At 50.2% G+C, this 17,152-nt stretch carries 17 protein-coding genes; 5 read left to right on the top strand and 12 right to left on the bottom strand.

Annotated elements, in window-relative coordinates:
* Positions 1-15: 15 nt before the first annotated feature.
* Positions 16-1,119, top strand: a complete 1,104-nt coding sequence (dnaN, locus tag ACTHUR_RS08135) for a DNA polymerase III subunit beta (RefSeq protein ID WP_004520410.1) — start codon at positions 16-18, stop codon at positions 1,117-1,119.
* 137 nt (positions 1,120-1,256) lie between these two features.
* Here the strand turns inward: dnaN and ACTHUR_RS08140 are convergent, their stop codons facing one another.
* From ACTHUR_RS08140 to orn, 6 genes are all read right to left on the bottom strand, one after another.
* The gene (locus tag ACTHUR_RS08140; protein WP_440361207.1) at positions 1,257-1,619 is read right to left on the bottom strand and encodes an ACP-like domain-containing protein; all 363 of its coding nucleotides are present in this window, start codon (positions 1,617-1,619) and stop codon (positions 1,257-1,259) included.
* Between the two features lie 297 nt (positions 1,620-1,916).
* Complete coding sequence (locus ACTHUR_RS08145; protein ID WP_070587511.1) at positions 1,917-3,503, bottom strand: L-lactate permease; 1,587 nt, start codon at positions 3,501-3,503, stop codon at positions 1,917-1,919.
* Positions 3,504-3,835: 332 nt separating this feature from the next.
* Complete coding sequence (locus ACTHUR_RS08150; RefSeq protein ID WP_440361206.1) at positions 3,836-4,471, bottom strand: 7-carboxy-7-deazaguanine synthase QueE; 636 nt, start codon at positions 4,469-4,471, stop codon at positions 3,836-3,838.
* A gap of 108 nt (positions 4,472-4,579) precedes the next feature.
* Complete coding sequence (locus tag ACTHUR_RS08155) at positions 4,580-4,951, bottom strand: DUF1304 domain-containing protein (protein WP_440361205.1); 372 nt, start codon at positions 4,949-4,951, stop codon at positions 4,580-4,582.
* A 73-nt stretch (positions 4,952-5,024) separates the two neighbouring features.
* A complete protein-coding gene (queD, locus tag ACTHUR_RS08160; protein ID WP_440361204.1) occupies positions 5,025-5,447 on the bottom strand; it encodes a 6-carboxytetrahydropterin synthase QueD in 423 nt (140 codons plus the stop codon).
* 63 nt (positions 5,448-5,510) lie between these two features.
* Entirely contained in the window at positions 5,511-6,068 is a 558-nt protein-coding gene (orn, locus tag ACTHUR_RS08165) for an oligoribonuclease (RefSeq protein ID WP_039862353.1), read from the bottom strand.
* A 133-nt stretch (positions 6,069-6,201) separates the two neighbouring features.
* Between orn and dxs the strand changes: the two genes are divergently transcribed.
* The 3 genes from dxs to ACTHUR_RS08180 are packed head-to-tail and all read left to right on the top strand — an operon-like array spanning position 6,202 to position 10,574.
* Positions 6,202-8,091 carry a 1-deoxy-D-xylulose-5-phosphate synthase gene (gene dxs, locus ACTHUR_RS08170; protein WP_004520402.1) on the top strand — a complete coding sequence of 630 codons (1,890 nt, stop codon included), beginning with the start codon at positions 6,202-6,204 and terminating at the stop codon, positions 8,089-8,091.
* A 36-nt stretch (positions 8,092-8,127) separates the two neighbouring features.
* Positions 8,128-9,138: a glycosyltransferase family 2 protein gene (locus ACTHUR_RS08175; RefSeq protein ID WP_004520400.1), complete on the top strand. Its 1,011-nt coding sequence runs from the start codon at positions 8,128-8,130 to the stop codon at positions 9,136-9,138.
* 35 nt (positions 9,139-9,173) lie between these two features.
* A complete protein-coding gene (locus tag ACTHUR_RS08180) occupies positions 9,174-10,574 on the top strand; it encodes an L-serine ammonia-lyase (protein WP_004520399.1) in 1,401 nt (466 codons plus the stop codon).
* 81 nt (positions 10,575-10,655) lie between these two features.
* On the opposite strand, the gene ACTHUR_RS08185 is transcribed toward ACTHUR_RS08180, so the two are convergent.
* Together ACTHUR_RS08185 and ACTHUR_RS08190 are read right to left on the bottom strand one after the other, a co-directional pair.
* The gene (locus ACTHUR_RS08185; protein ID WP_004519529.1) at positions 10,656-10,877 is read right to left on the bottom strand and encodes a hypothetical protein; all 222 of its coding nucleotides are present in this window, start codon (positions 10,875-10,877) and stop codon (positions 10,656-10,658) included.
* An 8-nt stretch (positions 10,878-10,885) separates the two neighbouring features.
* Positions 10,886-11,515 (bottom strand): C40 family peptidase, encoded by a 630-nt coding sequence (locus ACTHUR_RS08190; RefSeq protein ID WP_049343546.1) that lies wholly within the window; start codon positions 11,513-11,515, stop codon positions 10,886-10,888.
* Between the two features lie 260 nt (positions 11,516-11,775).
* On the opposite strand from ACTHUR_RS08190, the gene hslO reads away from it, so the two are divergent.
* The gene (hslO, locus tag ACTHUR_RS08195) at positions 11,776-12,672 is read left to right on the top strand and encodes an Hsp33 family molecular chaperone HslO (RefSeq protein ID WP_049336392.1); all 897 of its coding nucleotides are present in this window, start codon (positions 11,776-11,778) and stop codon (positions 12,670-12,672) included.
* Between the two features lie 176 nt (positions 12,673-12,848).
* Here hslO and tyrS read toward each other — a convergent pair whose 3' ends face one another.
* The 4 genes from tyrS to ACTHUR_RS08215 all read right to left on the bottom strand — a co-directional run.
* Positions 12,849-14,147 (bottom strand): tyrosine--tRNA ligase, encoded by a 1,299-nt coding sequence (tyrS, locus tag ACTHUR_RS08200; RefSeq protein ID WP_049336393.1) that lies wholly within the window; start codon positions 14,145-14,147, stop codon positions 12,849-12,851.
* 91 nt (positions 14,148-14,238) lie between these two features.
* Entirely contained in the window at positions 14,239-14,856 is a 618-nt protein-coding gene (locus ACTHUR_RS08205; protein ID WP_004519533.1) for a hypothetical protein, read from the bottom strand.
* 88 nt (positions 14,857-14,944) lie between these two features.
* Entirely contained in the window at positions 14,945-16,036 is a 1,092-nt protein-coding gene (gene ychF, locus ACTHUR_RS08210) for a redox-regulated ATPase YchF (protein WP_049330669.1), read from the bottom strand.
* 141 nt (positions 16,037-16,177) lie between these two features.
* Positions 16,178-17,152 (bottom strand): phosphoenolpyruvate carboxylase (locus tag ACTHUR_RS08215; RefSeq protein WP_440398544.1); only part of this gene is annotated, 975 nt, incomplete at its 5' end.

Here is a 17,152-nt window from a genome sequence, read left to right on the forward strand (position 1 = left end):
TCAAAGGAATGGAACATGCTGATTTTACAAGCCGATCGCGACAGTCTGCTCAAGCCGTTGCAAGCCGTTACCGGTATTGTCGAACGTCGCCATACTCTGCCGATTTTGTCCAATGTGTTGCTGGAAAGCAAAGACGGACAAACCAAACTTTTGGCAACCGACTTGGAAATCCAAATCAATACCGCCGGCCCTGAAAGTCAGGCAGGCGATTTCCGCATTACGACCAACGCTAAAAAATTCCAAGACATTTTGCGCGCCCTGCCTGACAGTGCGTTGGTGTCACTGGATTGGGCGGACAACCGTTTGACTTTGCGCGCGGGCAAATCCCGTTTTGCCCTGCAAACCCTGCCTGCTGAAGACTTTCCGTTGATGAACGTCGGCAGCGACGTCAGCGCGACTTTCTCGCTGACTCAAGAAACCTTCAAAACCATGCTTTCGCAAGTGCAATACAGCATGGCGGTTCAAGATATCCGCTATTACCTCAACGGCTTGCTGATGCAGGTTGAAGGAAACCAATTGCGCCTTGTTGCAACCGACGGCCACCGCCTTGCTTATGCGGCCAGCCAAATTGAGGCAGAACTGCCGAAAACGGAAGTGATCCTGCCGCGCAAAACGGTATTGGAGCTCTTCAAGCTGTTGAACAATCCGTCCGAGTCCATCACCGTTGAGCTTTTGGACAATCAAGTACGCTTCCAATGCAATGGCACGACTATTGTCAGCAAAGTCATCGACGGCAAGTTCCCTGACTTTAACCGCGTGATTCCTTTGGATAACGACAAGATTTTCCTCGTGTCCCGTACCCAGCTTTTGGGTGCGCTTGAACGTGCCGCCATTCTTGCCAATGAAAAATTCCGCGGCGCACGACTGTTTCTGCAGCCTGGTTTGCTGAGTGTCGTATGTAGCAACAACGAGCAGGAAGAAGCGCGCGAAGAGCTGGAAATCGCTTACCAAGGCGGAGAACTGGAAGTCGGTTTCAACATCGGCTACTTGATGGACGTGTTGCGTAACATCCACTCCGACGATATGCAGCTTGCTTTCGGCGATGCTAACCGTTCAACGCTGTTTACCGTGCCAAACAATCCGAACTTCAAATACATCGTAATGCCGATGCGTATTTGATTCGGAAAACAAACAAAAAGAGCGTGTAGGGTACACGCTCTTTTTTATAGGCTTGAATCAAAAGGCCGTCTGAAAATTGTTTTTCAGACGGCCTTTCTATCAAACCGGGATGATTCGGCTAAATAGGAAGACTGGGATTAACGTGGACGTGGTTCGCAGTTTTTCACCAGGAATGAGCCGTTAGGGGCGTTCACGCCAACTACTTCAGAAGTAGTGTGGGTGTTTTTGTCGATGAAACCGGCAGACATTACATAGCCGCGACGGTTGGTGAAAGTAGTGCCAGTGCTGTCAGAACGTTTTTTGTCGACAACCAAAGAGGCTTTTTTACCACCGGCGTTTACGTCGGCAGTAACTGCGCGACCGCTGCGGTCGAAACCGTACATCACGTTCAGTGATTTGCCGCCGTCACAACGGTAAGAAACGAAGCCGGCAGGCGCAGCGGCAGCAGAGAAGGAAACAGTAGCCAATGTGGCTGCAGTGATAACAGAAAGTAATTTCATGATCTAAGCTCCATATGAGGGTTGTGTGTTATCTTGCAAAGTGAGAAAGGGTTTCCGTTTGCAGATGAAGCGTATTTTAGGCGTTTTGTCGGTAGTGGCAATTAGGTAAATTGCAAAACAGTGTTTACTTATGCTTACCCGATTGTTTATTAATAGAAAGTTGTTCGTAATTTGGTGTTGCAAAGTGGTGATGCGGGTTGTTGCGGAATATATACATTAATGATTCTTTAAGAAATATAGCGAAAGAATACAAAAAAGGCCGTCTGAATATTCAGACGGCCTTTGATATGAAGCTGTTTACAAGAAGAAAATTGAAGCGATAGTCACAGCGATGATGCCATAGATGCTCATCGGGATCACAGTTTTCTTGATGATGGCGCCTTCGGCGTTGTTTACGTTCAACACGCTGCACACGGCGATGATGTTGTTGATGCAGACCATGTTGCCCATTGCGCCGCCAACGGATTGCAGGGCGAGGATGAGGGTAACGGACAGGCCGGTATCAAGCGCGATTTGTTGTTGAATCGGACCAAAGGTCAGGTTGGATACAGTGTTGGAGCCTGAGAAGAATGCACCGATTGCACCCAAGTATGGGGAGAAGTACACCCAGTGTTCGCCGGCCATATTGGCAAATTCTTTACCGATGATTTTCACCATGGAGTCGTCGCCGCCAACCATCATCAGTTGAACCATAATCAGCGCACCCATCAGGGCAAGCAGAGGTTTTTTGGTTTGGTTGAAGGTTGCAGCGTAGAAAGACCATGCGTCTTTGAATTTGGTTTTGTACAGCAGGATGCAAATCCAAACGGTGAAGACAAACGGAATCCAAGCCGGAACGTAGAGGGTTTGGTAGGAAGCGTTGACGCCTTGGCCGAAGATGTTGCCGAAGGTGATGGTCAGGGAGTCGCTGACGGTGATTTTGGACAAATCAAACGGCAGTTGGAAGCTGAACCATTCTTCTTTGCTGGTCAGCAGGCCTTTGATGCCCAGCTGTTTGATGCGGGTGACCACCAGCATGCCGATCAGCATACCCAAAGGAGCCAGTGCTTTGGCAACTTGTGCGAAAGGTACTTTTTCTGCATTCGGGTCTTTGGCGTAATCTTTGCTCAAGCCCCAGCCGCGGTTTGCTGCGAATACGGAAACCATCAGGCCGATTGCGCCGGCAACCAGAGATGGGAATTCTTCATTGACCATTGCCAATGCAACGTAAGGAAGGGTACAGGAGAATACGGCGATACCGATAAAGCCCAAGTTTTTGCGGATTTCAGCCCAAGGTACGATGAAGCTCAAGCCGATCACAGGGATGATGAAACCAGCAAAGAAGTGCATTACGCCGGTTTGCATACCGATTTCCATAATGCTCTTTTGATCCAAGCCCAAAGGCGCGAAGCCGAACCAAGTCGGGGTACCTACTGCACCGAAGGACACGGGTACGGAGTTCATGACCAAAGTGAAGATGGCTACTTTTAACGGGTTGAAGCCCAAGCTCATCAGGATTGGCGCGGCAATGGCGGCAGGCGTACCGAAACCGGATGCGCCTTCAATCATAAAGGCGAAAGACCAGCCGATGATCATCAACTGGGCAATCGGATTCGGGCTGATGGTAGCCAGCCATTTGCGGATGACGTCGATACAGCCGGTGGTTTCCATCATGCGGTTGAACATAATGGCACCGAAAATCACGGTAATCGGGGTCAGGGTAGAGACGAGGCCGGACGCTGCCGTTGCGTTGAGCAACATGGCATTGTCGCCGAAATAAAACAGTTTGATGGCATAAATCAGCGCGGCGGTAATCGGTAGCGCGACATAGGACGGCATACTGTTTTTCTTAACCATCAGCCAAATCAGCAGCACGATGGGAAAAATACTGAGAAAGAGAGCCATAGGAATATCCTCGGGGCAACGGGCACCATAACCGTCAATCAATGGCGGTTTGATGCGATGTGTTGAGTAATAGATGTTTTTCGAATAAAGATTGCCACTTTTTTAGATGCAACCAGTTATCAGGTAAATTGGTTTTACCAATTTATGAAAACTGTTGCACACTTTACGTAATCTTATGTAATCGGTCAAGAGGTTTGTAACAAAAAAGGCCGTCTGAAATTGGGTTTTCAGACGGCCTGAGAGCTTTGCCAGTAGTGCATTTGGTCGAATATCGAATGGTATTTACATTCAATATTTTGTAAAGGTTTTGTTTTTAATTGATTTCAAACGAATTATTCTATTCCTGCCCATTTATGCGTTTGTACGCTCAATTGCCAATGGACGGGGGCGTCGGGTCGGCTGTTTAATACGCCGATTTGGCGGATGGTGTCGTAGATATTCATCACACCGTCTTGCTCGCAAGGCGAGAGGTAGTAATGTTGGGCGCGGATTTTGCGTTCCATCTCTTGGCAAAACGCAATGACATCGCCGTCGGCAACAATGCGCACTTCGTCGGCTTTTTCGATGCAGCCGGATTCATATTTGGCGGCGTAGCAGGCTTTAGGGCTGGTGGCAACGTAGTCGATTTGCGGCGGTGCGGGGTTGAGGCCGTTGGTTTCGATACACAGGAAATAGCCTTCGGCTTTGAGTGTGTTGAGCAGGGTATCCAAATGCGGTTGGATGGTGGGTTCGCCGCCGGTAATGATGATATTGCGCGCCGTGTAGGTTTTCAGACGGCCCAAAATATCGGACAGGCTCATCATGCCGAATTTGAGGTAGTCGGTATCGCACCAGCTGCACGCGAGATTGCATTTGCCCAAACGGATGAAAACGGCGGGCATGCCTGTATTCCAGCCTTCGCCTTGCAGGCTTTCAAATATTTCGACAATGCGGTATTGGGGATTGTTCGGCGTGATGTGAATGGTCATGAATGTCGGGTGTGCGGGATTGAATCGTTGTGGTGAAGCGTTTTGAGAAATCGGTTGAGGCAGCCATTCTTTCTGTCAGTTCAATAGGAAAGAATGGCTGGTGTGTGCTTAAGCGGCAATGACGGCTGCTGCGGCCAAAAATGCCGGCAAGCCTTGTTTGAGCAAAATGCCTTTATTGCCGGATGAAAACGCGCCCCATGCGGCGGCGATGAGGACAAAGCCGAGGAACAGGATGGTCGCGCCGTAAACGGCGTTGTCAGGTGCGGCAAAGCGAGCCCATACCAAGCCGATGGCGAGGAAGCCGTTGTACAGGCCTTGGTTGGAAAACAGGGTTTGTACGCGTTTTTGTTCCATAAATTCGTAAGGCATATTGAACAGCTCTGACGCTTTTTCGCTTGGGATTTGCGTCATTTCGAGCCAGGCGATGTAGAAATGTTCGACAGCGATGAAGAGGACGAGGAGGGTGGAGATGATTTTCATGAAGATTCCTTTTGATGTTTAGCGGATGGGTGTGTTTGGGGAACAGGCCGTCTGAAAAATACAAAATGCCGGTTTATTCTCTTTCATATTCCGCACATGAAGTCGGCGTTTCCCATAATTTCACGCTGCACACTTTGACACCGGCGTTTTTCAGACGGCCATACATTTCTACGCTCATGTTTTCGGCTGTGGTGCGGCAGGGCAGGCACAGGGTTTTCATGTTCCAGCCTTCCAAAAGCGCGGCGATTTGGCTTTCGCGTTCGTTGTTGCCGTGATAGATGAAGGCATGGTCGAACGGGTCGGTAATGTGTTGTTTGACGATGGCTTTCAGGTCGGTAAAGTCCATCACCATGCCGTCTTTTGCGCCGCCTTGGATAACGGGCGCGGAGACAGTGATTTCGAGTTTGTAGGTGTGGCCGTGCAGGTTTTGGCATTTGCCGTCATGCCCGTCGAGCATGTGCGAGGAATCGAAGGTAAAAATTTTGGTGATTTTCATGAGATGAGGGAAGCTGATGAGGCCGTCTGAACGGTGTAAAACCTGTTTCAGACGACCTTGGGATTATTGTTCGGAAGGGAGTTTGAGGAAATGCTCGCGATAATGGCGCATTTCTTCGATGCTTTCGAGGATGTCGTCCAATGCCTTGTGCGAACCGCGTTTGACCACGCTTTTGGCGACGGCCGGATTCCAGCGTTTGGCCAACTCTTTCAGCGTGGACACGTCTAAGTTGCGGTAGTGGAAATAGGCTTCCAAACGCGGCATGTATTTGACCATGAAGCGGCGGTCTTGATGGATGGAGTTGCCGCACATGGGCGTGGATTTCTCGGGTATCCATGCGGACATGAAGTCCAACAGGTTTTGCTCGACTTCAGCTTCGGTCAGTTTGGATTCGCGCACGCGTTGGGTCAGACCGGTGCGGCCGTGGGTGGCGGTGTTCCACTCGTCCATGCCGTCGAGCAACTCGTCGCTTTGATGGATGACGTAAACGTCCGATTGTGCCAGTACGTTCAAATCGGAATCGGTAATGATCATGGCGACTTCGATAATGCGGTCGTGTTCCGGGTTGAGGCCGGTCATTTCCATATCGAGCCAGCAGAGGTTGTTTGCGTTTTGGGTCATTTCAGACGGCCTTGTGTTTTCAGTTGGCAGTATTATAAAGGATAAAGGTTCGGGCCGTCTGAAAGCATTTGTAACAAGTTGTGCAATCTCTTGATATAATCGTCCGTTACACAAAAAATCACCGCCAAAAATCATGAACCCAAGCCCTTTGCTCGATATTATCGATACGCCTCAGGATTTGCGCTGTCTGGAGAAAAAACAGCTGCCGCAAGTCGCCGCCGAATTGCGCGAATTTCTGTTGGATTCCGTCGGTAAGACGGGCGGCCATTTCGCCAGTAACTTGGGCGCGGTCGAGCTGACGGTGGCGCTGCATTATGTGTACGACACGCCAGAAGACCATTTGGTCTGGGATGTCGGCCATCAAAGCTATCCGCACAAAATCCTCACCGGCCGCAAAAATCAAATGCACACCATGCGCCAATACGGCGGTTTGGCGGGTTTCCCAAAACGCAGCGAGTCGGAATACGACGCGTTCGGCGTGGGGCATTCTTCCACATCCATAGGCGCGGCTTTGGGCATGGCCGTTGCGGACAAACAGTTGGGCAATAACCGCCGCAGCGTCGCTATCATCGGCGACGGCGCCATGACGGCGGGTCAGGCGTTTGAAGCCCTGAACTGCGCAGGCGATATGGATGTCGATTTGCTGGTTATCCTCAACGACAACGAAATGTCGATTTCCCCCAATGTCGGCGCGCTGCCGAAATATCTTGCCAGCAACGTCGTGCGCGATATGCACGGCCTATTGAGCACCATCAAAGCCCAATCGAGCAAAGTATTAGATAAATTGCCCGGAGCGATGGAGCTTGCCCAAAAAGTCGAAAACAAAATCAAAACCTTGGCAGGCGAAGCGGAACATGCCAAACAGTCGCTGTCTTTGTTTGAAAACTTCGGTTTCCGTTACACCGGCCCGGTGGACGGCCACAACGTTGAAAATCTGGTGGACGTATTAAAAGACTTGCGCGGCCGCAAAGGCCCTCAGTTGCTGCACGTCATCACCAAAAAAGGCAACGGCTACAAATTCGCCGAAAACGACCCTGTCAAATACCATGCTGTCTCCAAGCTGCCGAGCGAAGTGCCTGCGCCGGAAGTCAAACCTGCCGCGGCTAAACCGACTTATACGCAAGTTTTCGGCCAATGGCTGTGCGACCAAGCGGCGGCTGACGAGCGTTTGGTTGCCATCACGCCTGCCATGCGCGAGGGCAGCGGCTTGGTTGAGTTTGAACAGCGATTCCCCGACCGCTATTTCGACGTCGGCATCGCCGAGCAACACGCCGTTACCTTTGCCGGCGGTTTGGCATGTGAAGGCATCAAGCCCGTCGTGGCGATTTACTCCACTTTCCTGCAACGCGCTTACGACCAGTTGGTACATGACGTTGCTTTGCAAAACCTACCTGTTTTGTTCGCCATCGACCGTGCAGGTATTGTCGGTGCAGACGGCCCGACCCATGCCGGTTTGTACGACTTGAGCTTTTTGCGTTGCGTGCCGAATATGATTATTGCCGCACCAAGCGACGAAAACGAATGCCGCCTGCTGCTCTCAACCTGCTATCAGGCAAATTCGCCGTCTGCCGTCCGTTATCCGCGCGGTACAGGCACGGGCGCAACCGTTTCAGACGGCCTGGAAACCGTTGAAATCGGTAAAGGCATCATCCGTCGCGAAGGCGAGAAAATTGCCATTATCGCCTTTGGCAGCATGGTTGCCCCATCATTGACCGCCGCCGACAAGCTGAACGCGACCGTTGCCGACATGCGCTTTGTCAAACCGATAGATGAAGAACTGATCGTCCGTCTTGCCCGAAGCCATGACTACATCGTTACCGCTGAAGAGAATGCCGAACAAGGCGGCGCAGGCAGCGCGGTGTTGGAAGTGTTGGCGAAACACGGCATCTGCAAACCGGTGTTGCTGTTGGGTGTAGAAGACAAAGTTACCGAACACGGCGACCCGAAAAAACTGCTGGACGACTTGGGTTTGAGTGCCGAAGCGATTGAAAAACGCATTGCCGGCTGGATTAAGGCCGTCTGAAAAATGATTAAAACCTATCAATACATTGCATAATTTATGGGAAAAAAACTAATCAGCATCAGCATGGTGCGCAACGAAAACGACGTTATCGAATCGTTTGTCCGTCATAATCTCGAGCTGATGGATGAAATGCACATCATCGATCACGGCAGCAGCGATGGAACAAGGGAAATCCTGATTCAATTGAAAGAAGAAGGTTTGCCGATATTTATCTATCAATATCAAGCGCTCAAGTACAATCAAGAGCAATTGGTAAACCTGCTTATGAAGCAGCTTGTAGCAAAAGATGAAGCGATAGATTTCGTTTTTCCGCTGGATGCGGACGAATTTATTTCATGTCCTAGCCGTATCATGCTGGAACAACTTTTGGATGTCATCGGCGAAAACAGGATCGGCATGTACCTTTGGCGCGGCTATTTGCCGACATCGTTGCAATACAATCCCGATTTCACCACTCAATTTACCGAGCAACGCCTCGAAACGCTCTTTACCCCCAAAGTCATTATTCCTAGATGGGCTGCCGAATCTTGCAGCGTGATTATCGGCTGCCATTACATGTTGGATAAAGATGGCAACAAGGTTAAATCAACCCTGTTTCATTCGCCGGATTATCGAGGTTTACATTCCTGGTTTATCGAGCAGTTTTCCGCCCAATTTGCGGAGACCGATTTGTTGTGGCTGGGGCATTTCCCAATCCGCTCCTTGAACCAGCACATCAAAAAAATCCTCGAAAAGTCCATCTTGATTGCCATTAAAGACGGAAGCAACGATATTGCCTGGGAAAACCAGTTGCGCGAATTGCTGGACAACGGCATGAAGATGGACTTGAACGATTTACGGCTGTTGGCATACAGATACCGCGCCGGTTCTACAAGTTTGGAAGACCCGCATTGTAAAGTCAGCCATTACGAACCCTTGCGTAAAAAACCGCTGATGCTGAAATACACCTCGCCGGAAGCAGGTGATCCTTTGATGACTGTCGGACATTTGGTACTTGCATTGGCAAGCGGCGCACAAGATTCCTCTTTAGGCCTTAAGGCCGTCTGAAAAACACAGCCCGCACACACAATAATAGGAAAATTATGATCAGCATCTTTGATATTTTCAAAATCGGCATCGGCCCGTCCAGCTCGCACACCGTCGGCCCGATGAAGGCCGCGGCCGCTTTTGCTGATTTGCTGAATGCCGAAAACTTGGATACACAAGTGGCGCGCATTGTCATTGAAGTGTACGGTTCACTTGCTTTGACCGGTATCGGACACGGCACATTCGACGCATTATTGCTCGGTTTGGAAGGCAGCCTGCCGCACGATATCCCGCTTGCGGACATCCCTCAACGCTTGGAACGTATCCGCACGCAGCACGTTTTAAAACTCAACGGCCGTGAAATGGCCTTCAATCCTGAAAAAGATTTGGATATCCGCGGCGACAAAGTGTTGCCCAAACATCCGAACGGTTTGAACTTTATCGCCTACCATTCAGACGGCCTGAAGCTGAAAGAGCAGATCTATTATTCGGTCGGCGGCGGTTTTGTCGTTACAGACGAAGGGTTTGCACAAGAGGCGCAGGAAAATGCCGATGTGCCGTATCCATACAAAAACTGTGATGAGTTGCTGGCACAATGCCGTCTGAACCAGTTGAATATTTCCGAAGTCGTGTTGGCCAATGAAGCAGCGTTGGCAGGTTGCGATGAAGTGGAAGTGCGCCGCCGTGTGGCTGCCGTGGCCGATGTGATGGAAAACTGCATCAAGCGCGGCTTGGGTGCGGAAGGGCAATTGCCGGGCGGCTTGAATGTGCGCCGCCGCGCGCCGCAGTTGGCAGCTAAACTCAAAGTCCTACGCGAGAGCGAAATCGTCAATACCCAACTTTGGCCGATGGTGTACGCCATGGCGGTCAATGAAGAAAACGCCGCTGGCGGCCGCGTCGTAACCGCACCGACCAACGGCGCGGCAGGCATTATTCCTGCCGTCTTACACTATTTCCGCAAATTTAATCCGCACGCCAACCAATCGCGTGTAGAGGACTTCCTGCTGACTGCCGGCGCCATCGGTATTTTGTACAAAACCAATGCGTCGATTTCCGGTGCGGACGTTGGTTGCCAAGGCGAAGTCGGCGTGGCATGTTCTATGGCAGCAGGTGCATACGCCGAAGTTATCGGCGGTACCCCGAAACAAGTGGAAAACGCCGCCGAAATGGCGATGGAACACCACTTGGGCTTGACCTGCGACCCTGTCGGCGGCTTGGTGCAAATCCCCTGTATCGAGCGCAACGGCATCGCCGCCGAAAAAGCCCTCAAGCTCGCCACCCTCGCGCTTTTGGAAGATGGCATAGACAAAAAAGTCTCACTTGATGAAGTGATTCAAACCATGTTGCAAACCGGCCGCGATATGAAGGCAACCTATAAAGAAACCTCGCTCGCAGGCTTGGCCATTACCTTGCAGAAAAAAGCCATACCTGTATCCGTGCGCGTGGTGGAATGTTAGCAATAGGGTAGGGGATATGCCCGATAAAAAAAGGCCGTCTGAGAAACTTTCAGACGGCCTTTTTTTGTATGGATTGAATAACTAACCGTTTTTTTGATAAGGGTTTTCCAGCCCGGCCATTAAGTCGCGGAAGTATTCGCGCAACTGTTTTTCGGAGCAACCCATCAGCAGGGCGTCTTCAAAGGCGTCCTGCGCTATTTGGTACAGTTCGTTCAAGTTTTCGGTCATGACTTTGACTTTTTCGGTGCAGGAAACAATCTGACCGTCGTCGTCATACCATTTGGGCATTTGCGGCATTGCCATAGCTCACCTCAGTTTAAGAAACGGGAAGGGTCGTTTTTCTTTACACGGCGGCCGAAGGCGTATTTCGCGCTCCAATATTTGTGGCCGAGGCTGGTAATTTCGATACGTTTGCCCGTCCTCGGTGCGTGAATGAAATTGTTGTTGCCGATGTAGAGGCCGACGTGGGAAATACGGCCGCGACCCATGGTGCGGAAAAAGACCATGTCGCCCGGCTGTAATTCGGAACGGCTCACGGCAACGCCCATTTGCGCTTGTTCGGCAGAAGTGCGCGGCAGGTTCAGGCCCATGGCGCGTTTAAAGATGTGTTGCATAAAGCCGCTGCAGTCAAAGCCGGTGGAAGCCGATGTGCCGCCGTAGCGGTAGGCCACGCCGAGCAAGCCCATGGCGCTGCCGATTAACTCATCTGCGTTGCCCGAAGGTGCGCGCGTATTGTTGCTTGCGGCAGAATAGGTATTGGTGGGATGGACAGGGGTTGCCTGACGCGTATTGCCGTAAACATTGGCATTGTCGTTGAACTGGTTTAAAACACGCTGACGGGTGGTAATCAGGTTTTCCAAATCATCAGCGTAAGAAAAATTGACGCTCGCGAGCATGGCGACCGAAGTCCAAACTGCTGCGAGCCGGAGTAAAAAATTCATTGTACAAACTTCCGTTTCAGAAGGCATTCCCTGCCGATTGCAGGCACATTGCCGGTTTCTGAGATGTTATCCCGTATCATTCTCTTGTTATCTGCTTGATTGTATTAAAAAACTGTCTTTTTGGCAAAAAAACTGCTGTTATTTTGCGTTAAACCCTTGTTTCCAAACGAACTAGAAAAACATCGGGCGCGGTTTCGCTTGATTTATCCGCCGCTGCAACCATATAAGCGGCATTCATTGATTTATTTTCAGAGACTGACATGACACAAAATCACAGCGATATCCGTACACGCTTTATCTTTGACGATATGCCCATCCGCGGTATGCACATCCGCCTTGAAAAGGTTTGGCAACACATCGTCAACCAAAAACATTATCCTGTCGCCATCCGCCGCGCTTTGGGCGAGTTGCTGGCCGCCGGATCTTTATTGTCTGCCAACCTTAAAAACGAAGGCACGCTGATTGTTCAGGTTCAAGGTCAGGGCCGTCTGAAAATGTTGGTGGTGGAAGCGACTTCTGAAAATACTGTCCGCGCTACTGCCCGTTGGGACGAAACCGCTGAAATCCGTGATGACGAAAGCCTGACTGCGCTGTTGGGCGAAAACAGCGTGTTCGTTTTAACCCATCAGCCTAAAGATGCCGACCCTTGGCAAGGTGTTGTCCCACTGGAAGGCGACAGCATTGCGCAAATGCTGGTCAACTATATGAAACGTTCCGAGCAGCTCGATACTTATATTACGCTTGCCGCCGATGACCACGCCGCAGGCGCATTATTGCTGCAACGTCTGCCGGAAGAAGAATTGGATGATGCCGCGTGGGAACATGTGACCACGCTTGCGCAAACGCTTACTCCGCAAGAATTGACCGGTTTGGACGCTCATCACGCCCTTTACCGCCTTTACCATGAAACCCCGCCCCGCGTTTTTGAACCGGAAGCCATTGAATTTGCCTGCACCTGTTCCCGCGGCAAAGTCAGCGATATGCTGTTGATGCTTGGCGGTCAGGAAGTCGGCGGCGTGGTGGCGGAGCAAGGCAGCATTCAAATTGACTGCGATTTCTGCCATAGCAAATATGTGTTTGATGAAACCGATGTCAACGCTTTGTTTGGTGCGGACGTGGTGAATGCCGTCCGTCAAGAGAATGAGCGTTTGCAGTAATCGCGCGATAAAAGTTGCTTAAAAAATTAGATTATTTAATAGGAGGGCAGGTGTAAAACCTGCCCTTTCTTTTTGGGAAAACTGAATATCATCAATATAAAATGCCGTCTGAAAAAAAGCGAGGGCTGATTTCAGACGGCATGATTGTTTTAAACGATGCGTTTAATGTTTAAAGATTATTTCCAAACCAATAAAGCGTGGTTGCGTTTGCCGCGGCGGACGATGGTGTATTTGCCGAAACGTTTGTGTTCGTCGGTCAGTATATAGGCATCGTCAGGTTTTTCAGCGGCATGGTTCGGATTGTTGGCTTCGGCAGGTTTGCCGTTGAGCAAAACCGCTTTGCTGTTGACAAAGCCGCGCGCTTCTTTGTTGGAAGACGCCAAACCGGTTTTCACCAAAGTTTCCACCACGTTGAGGCTCTCGGAAACTTCAAAAGTCGGCAGGCCGTCGAGTGCCAGCTGCTCGAAGTCGCTTTCGGTGAGATGGCTTTGGTCTTCGGCAAACAGGCTTTCAGAAATGCGTTGGGCGGCGGCAAGGGCTTCTTCGCCGTGAATCAAGCGGGTCATTTCCTCTGCAAGAATGCGTTGCGCTTCAGGTTTGGTGCCGCTGGCTTTGTCTTTGGCTTCGATGGCGTCGATTTCTTCGATAGACAGGAAGGTAAAGTATTTCAGGAATTTATACACATCGGCATCGGCCACTTTCAGCCAGAATTGGTAGAACTGATACGGAGAAGTTTTCTTCGCGTTCAACCATACTGCGCCACCTTCGGTTTTGCCGAATTTGGTGCCATCTGATTTGGTTACCAAAGGCAGGGTCAGGCCGAATACTTGTTTTTGGTGCAGACGGCGGGTCAAGTCGATACCGGCAGTGATGTTGCCCCATTGGTCGGAACCGCCGATTTCCAAAACCGCGCCGTGGCGTTTGTTCAATTCGGCAAAGTCGTAGCCTTGCAGCAGGGAATAGGCGAATTCGGTGAAGGAAATACCCACATCGTCGCGCTCGATACGCTGTTTGACAGATTCCTTGTTCAGCATGGCGTTGACGGAGAAATGCTTGCCGATGTCGCGCAGGAAGTCGAGGCAGTTCATGCTGCCGAACCAGTCGGCATTATTGGCCATAATGGCCGCATTGTCGCCATCAAAGCTTAAGAAAGGGGTCAGTTGGTTGCGGATGCTTTCAACCCAACCGGCAACGGTTTCGGCAGAATTCAAGCTGCGTTCGGCGGCTTTAAAGCTTGGGTCGCCAATCATGCCGGTCGCGCCGCCCACCAAAGCAATCGGCGTATGGCCGGCTTGTTGGAAACGGCGCAATGCCAATACAGGCAGCAAGTGGCCGATGTGCAGGCTGTCTGCTGTCGGGTCAAAACCGCAATAGAGGGAAATTTTTTGTTCGTTCAACAAAGCGTCTAAGGCTTCGATGTCGGTAGTTTGGGCGATTAAGCCACGCGATTGTAGGTCTTGGATAACTGATTTCATTGAAACTTCCGTTGATTAAAATAGGCTAGATATTGATTTAGCAATTTCATGAATTTAATTATTTCTAAATTTTTGATCTTTTGAACATTATTTATACGGTCAAGTTATGTTTTTTATATAATTTAGCTACGGTCCATTTGTGAAAAATTGTTTCTATGTAATGAAGCTCAGTTAATGCTTGGAATCTTAAAAATCTTATTTTTATTTTGTCAGCTATTTTAGCAGCTTCTTCTAAATGTTTCGGATAGTTAGCGGGAAAATGCTCTCCTGATGGATAAAAACTTTCAGCTTTCTTATTGAAATACCACGCTGATTTTCCATTATCGTCATTGTATCTAGGCTCCCATTCCGGAACTTGTATGTAGCTTCTTAGGTTGATATATTCATTTATAATTTCTTTTAGTTCGGTATCGAAATAGCATGAAATATGACTGGAAAAGCGTGTGCATTGTTTTTTCTCGCTAATATCATTACTTAAAATATCTATATCTACAAAAAATTCACTAGAAACACAACGATGGGAATAAATACTTGAATCTAAGTATAAAATCCTATTTTCTCCAATTCGTTCAATTATTTTCCTAGCATTTTGAATATCTTGTTGAAGTTTGCTTTCAAATACTGGGCGAAGAACCGCAAATAATCCTGCTGACGAACCAATAAAATAAAATATATTTTTTACAATATCTATAAGATTGATATTAGACATTTTCCCTAAACTTTGAAGGAAGGTAGGCTAAGAAAAGCTTAGCCTACCAAATTTGATTTGCATTCTTTATGCTTTCAGACGACCTTACTTACACGTTAAACAAGAAGTGCATCACATCGCCGTCTTGTACGACGTATTCTTTGCCTTCCACACGCATTTTGCCTGCTTCTTTGGCTTTGGCTTCGCCGCCTAAAGCGATGAAGTCTTCGTAGGAGATAACTTGGGCACGGATGAAGCCGCGTTCAAAGTCGGTGTGAATTACGCCGGCGGCTTGTGGCGCAGTGTCGCCTTTGTGGATGGTCCAAGCGCGGACTTCTTTGACACCGGCGGTGAAGTAGGTTTGCAGGCCCAAGAGGTCGTAGCCGGCACGAATCAGGCGGTTCAGGCCCGGTTCTTCCAAGCCCATTTCAGCGAGGAATTCGGCTTTTTCGTCGTCTTCCAATTCAGCGATTTCGCTTTCCATTGCAGCGCATACTGCCACAACCGGCGCGTTTTCTTTTGCAGCCAATTCTTTCAGGCGGTCGAGGTGCGGGTTGTTTTCAAAACCGTCTTCGGAAACGTTGCCGACGTACATGGCGGGTTTGGCAGTCAGCAAGAACAGCGGCTTGAGCATGGCGAGTTCTTCTGCGTCCAAACCGAAGGAGCGTACAGGCTTGCCTTCGTCCAAATGCGGCAGCAGTTTTTTGCACAGATCGACCAGTTTTTGCGCGTCTTTGTCGCCTGAGCGTGCGCGTTTTTCTTCGCGGACGATGGCTTTTTCGACACTGGCCAAGTCGGCCAGTGCCAACTCGGTGCCGATGGTTTCGATGTCGGCGATCGGATCGACTTTGCCTGCAACGTGAACGATGTTGTCGTCGTCAAAGCAACGTACGACGTTAACAATCGCGTCAGTCTCGCGGATGTTGGCAAGGAACTGGTTTCCCAAACCTTCACCTTTGCTCGCACCTGCAACCAAACCGGCGATATCGACAAATTCGACGATGGCAGGCTGCATTTTTTGCGGATTGACGATTTTTGCCAATTCGGCCATACGCGGATCGGGGACTTCAACGATGCCGACGTTGGGTTCGATGGTACAGAAAGGATAGTTTGCCGCTTCGATACCCGATTGGGTCAGCGCGTTAAAGAGGGTGGATTTGCCGACGTTGGGCAAACCGACGATGCCGCATTTCAAGCTCATGGTTTTTCCTGAAAAGATAAAAGTTTAACGGCGGATTATAGCATATTGTGAAGGTACTCAAAACAGCCGCAATGCTGGTGTATATTCATCATAAAAAGGCCGTCTGAAAATTGTTTCAGACGGCCTTTTTTCCGTGCTGCCTTAACCGGTATTTCGCAAACCTTGCGCTACGCCGTTGATGGTCAAGTGAACCATCAGCAGGGCGTGCGGATTGTCGGGCTCTCTGCGCAGGCGTTTGAGCATGGCGACTTGCAGGCCGTTGAGGGCGTTCAGGTATGGAATCCTCAAGGCAAGCGAACGGGCGAGGCTGCGGTTGTCGCGTAGGAGCTCTTCGGTTTGCAGCAAGTCGAGCAGTGCTTTGCGGCTGCGTTGGTATTCTTCCTTGATCATGCCGAAGATGACTTTTGCTTTATCGGGTGATTCGCTTAAGCCGGCATAGTTTTCCGCCAAGGTGATGTCGGTTTTTGCCATTACTTGCTCCATATTGGAGAGCATGGCTTGGAAGAACGGATTGCTTTGGGCGTGTTCGCGCAGGGCAGTGAGGGTTTCGGGTTTGCCTTCGCACAAGGTTTCCACTGCGCTGCCGAAACCGTACCAAGCCGGCAGCATGAGGCGGTTTTGCATCCATGAGAATACCCACGGAATCGCGCGCAAGTCCTGAATCCGCGCCAAGGTTTTGCGGCTGGCGGGACGGCTGCCGAGGTTGAGAGTGGCGATTTCCTGAATCGGGCTGGTTTGCAGGAAGTAGTCGATGAAGTCGGGGTGGGTAATCAGTTCGCGGTAGTATTTGAACGATACGTCCGACAAATCCTGCATCAGTTTGGCATCAGGGTCTTTTTTATCCGGCAGGATGCTGGCTTCCAAAGTCGCGGCAACCAAGGTTTCCAAGTTACGTTGAGCATTGCCCGGATCGGCGTATTTGGCGGTAATGACTTCGCCTTGCTCGGTAATGCGGATTTGTCCGGCAACACTGCCTGCAGGTTGCGCCAAAATGGCTTGGTAAGAAGGGCCGCCGCCGCGACCTACGCTGCCACCGCGGCCGTGGAACAGGCGCATGCGGACATCGTATTTTTTGAAGAGTTCGACCAAGCCCAACTCTGCCTGATACAGACACCA

Source organism: Neisseria sp. P0021.S007, from assembly GCF_051956855.1.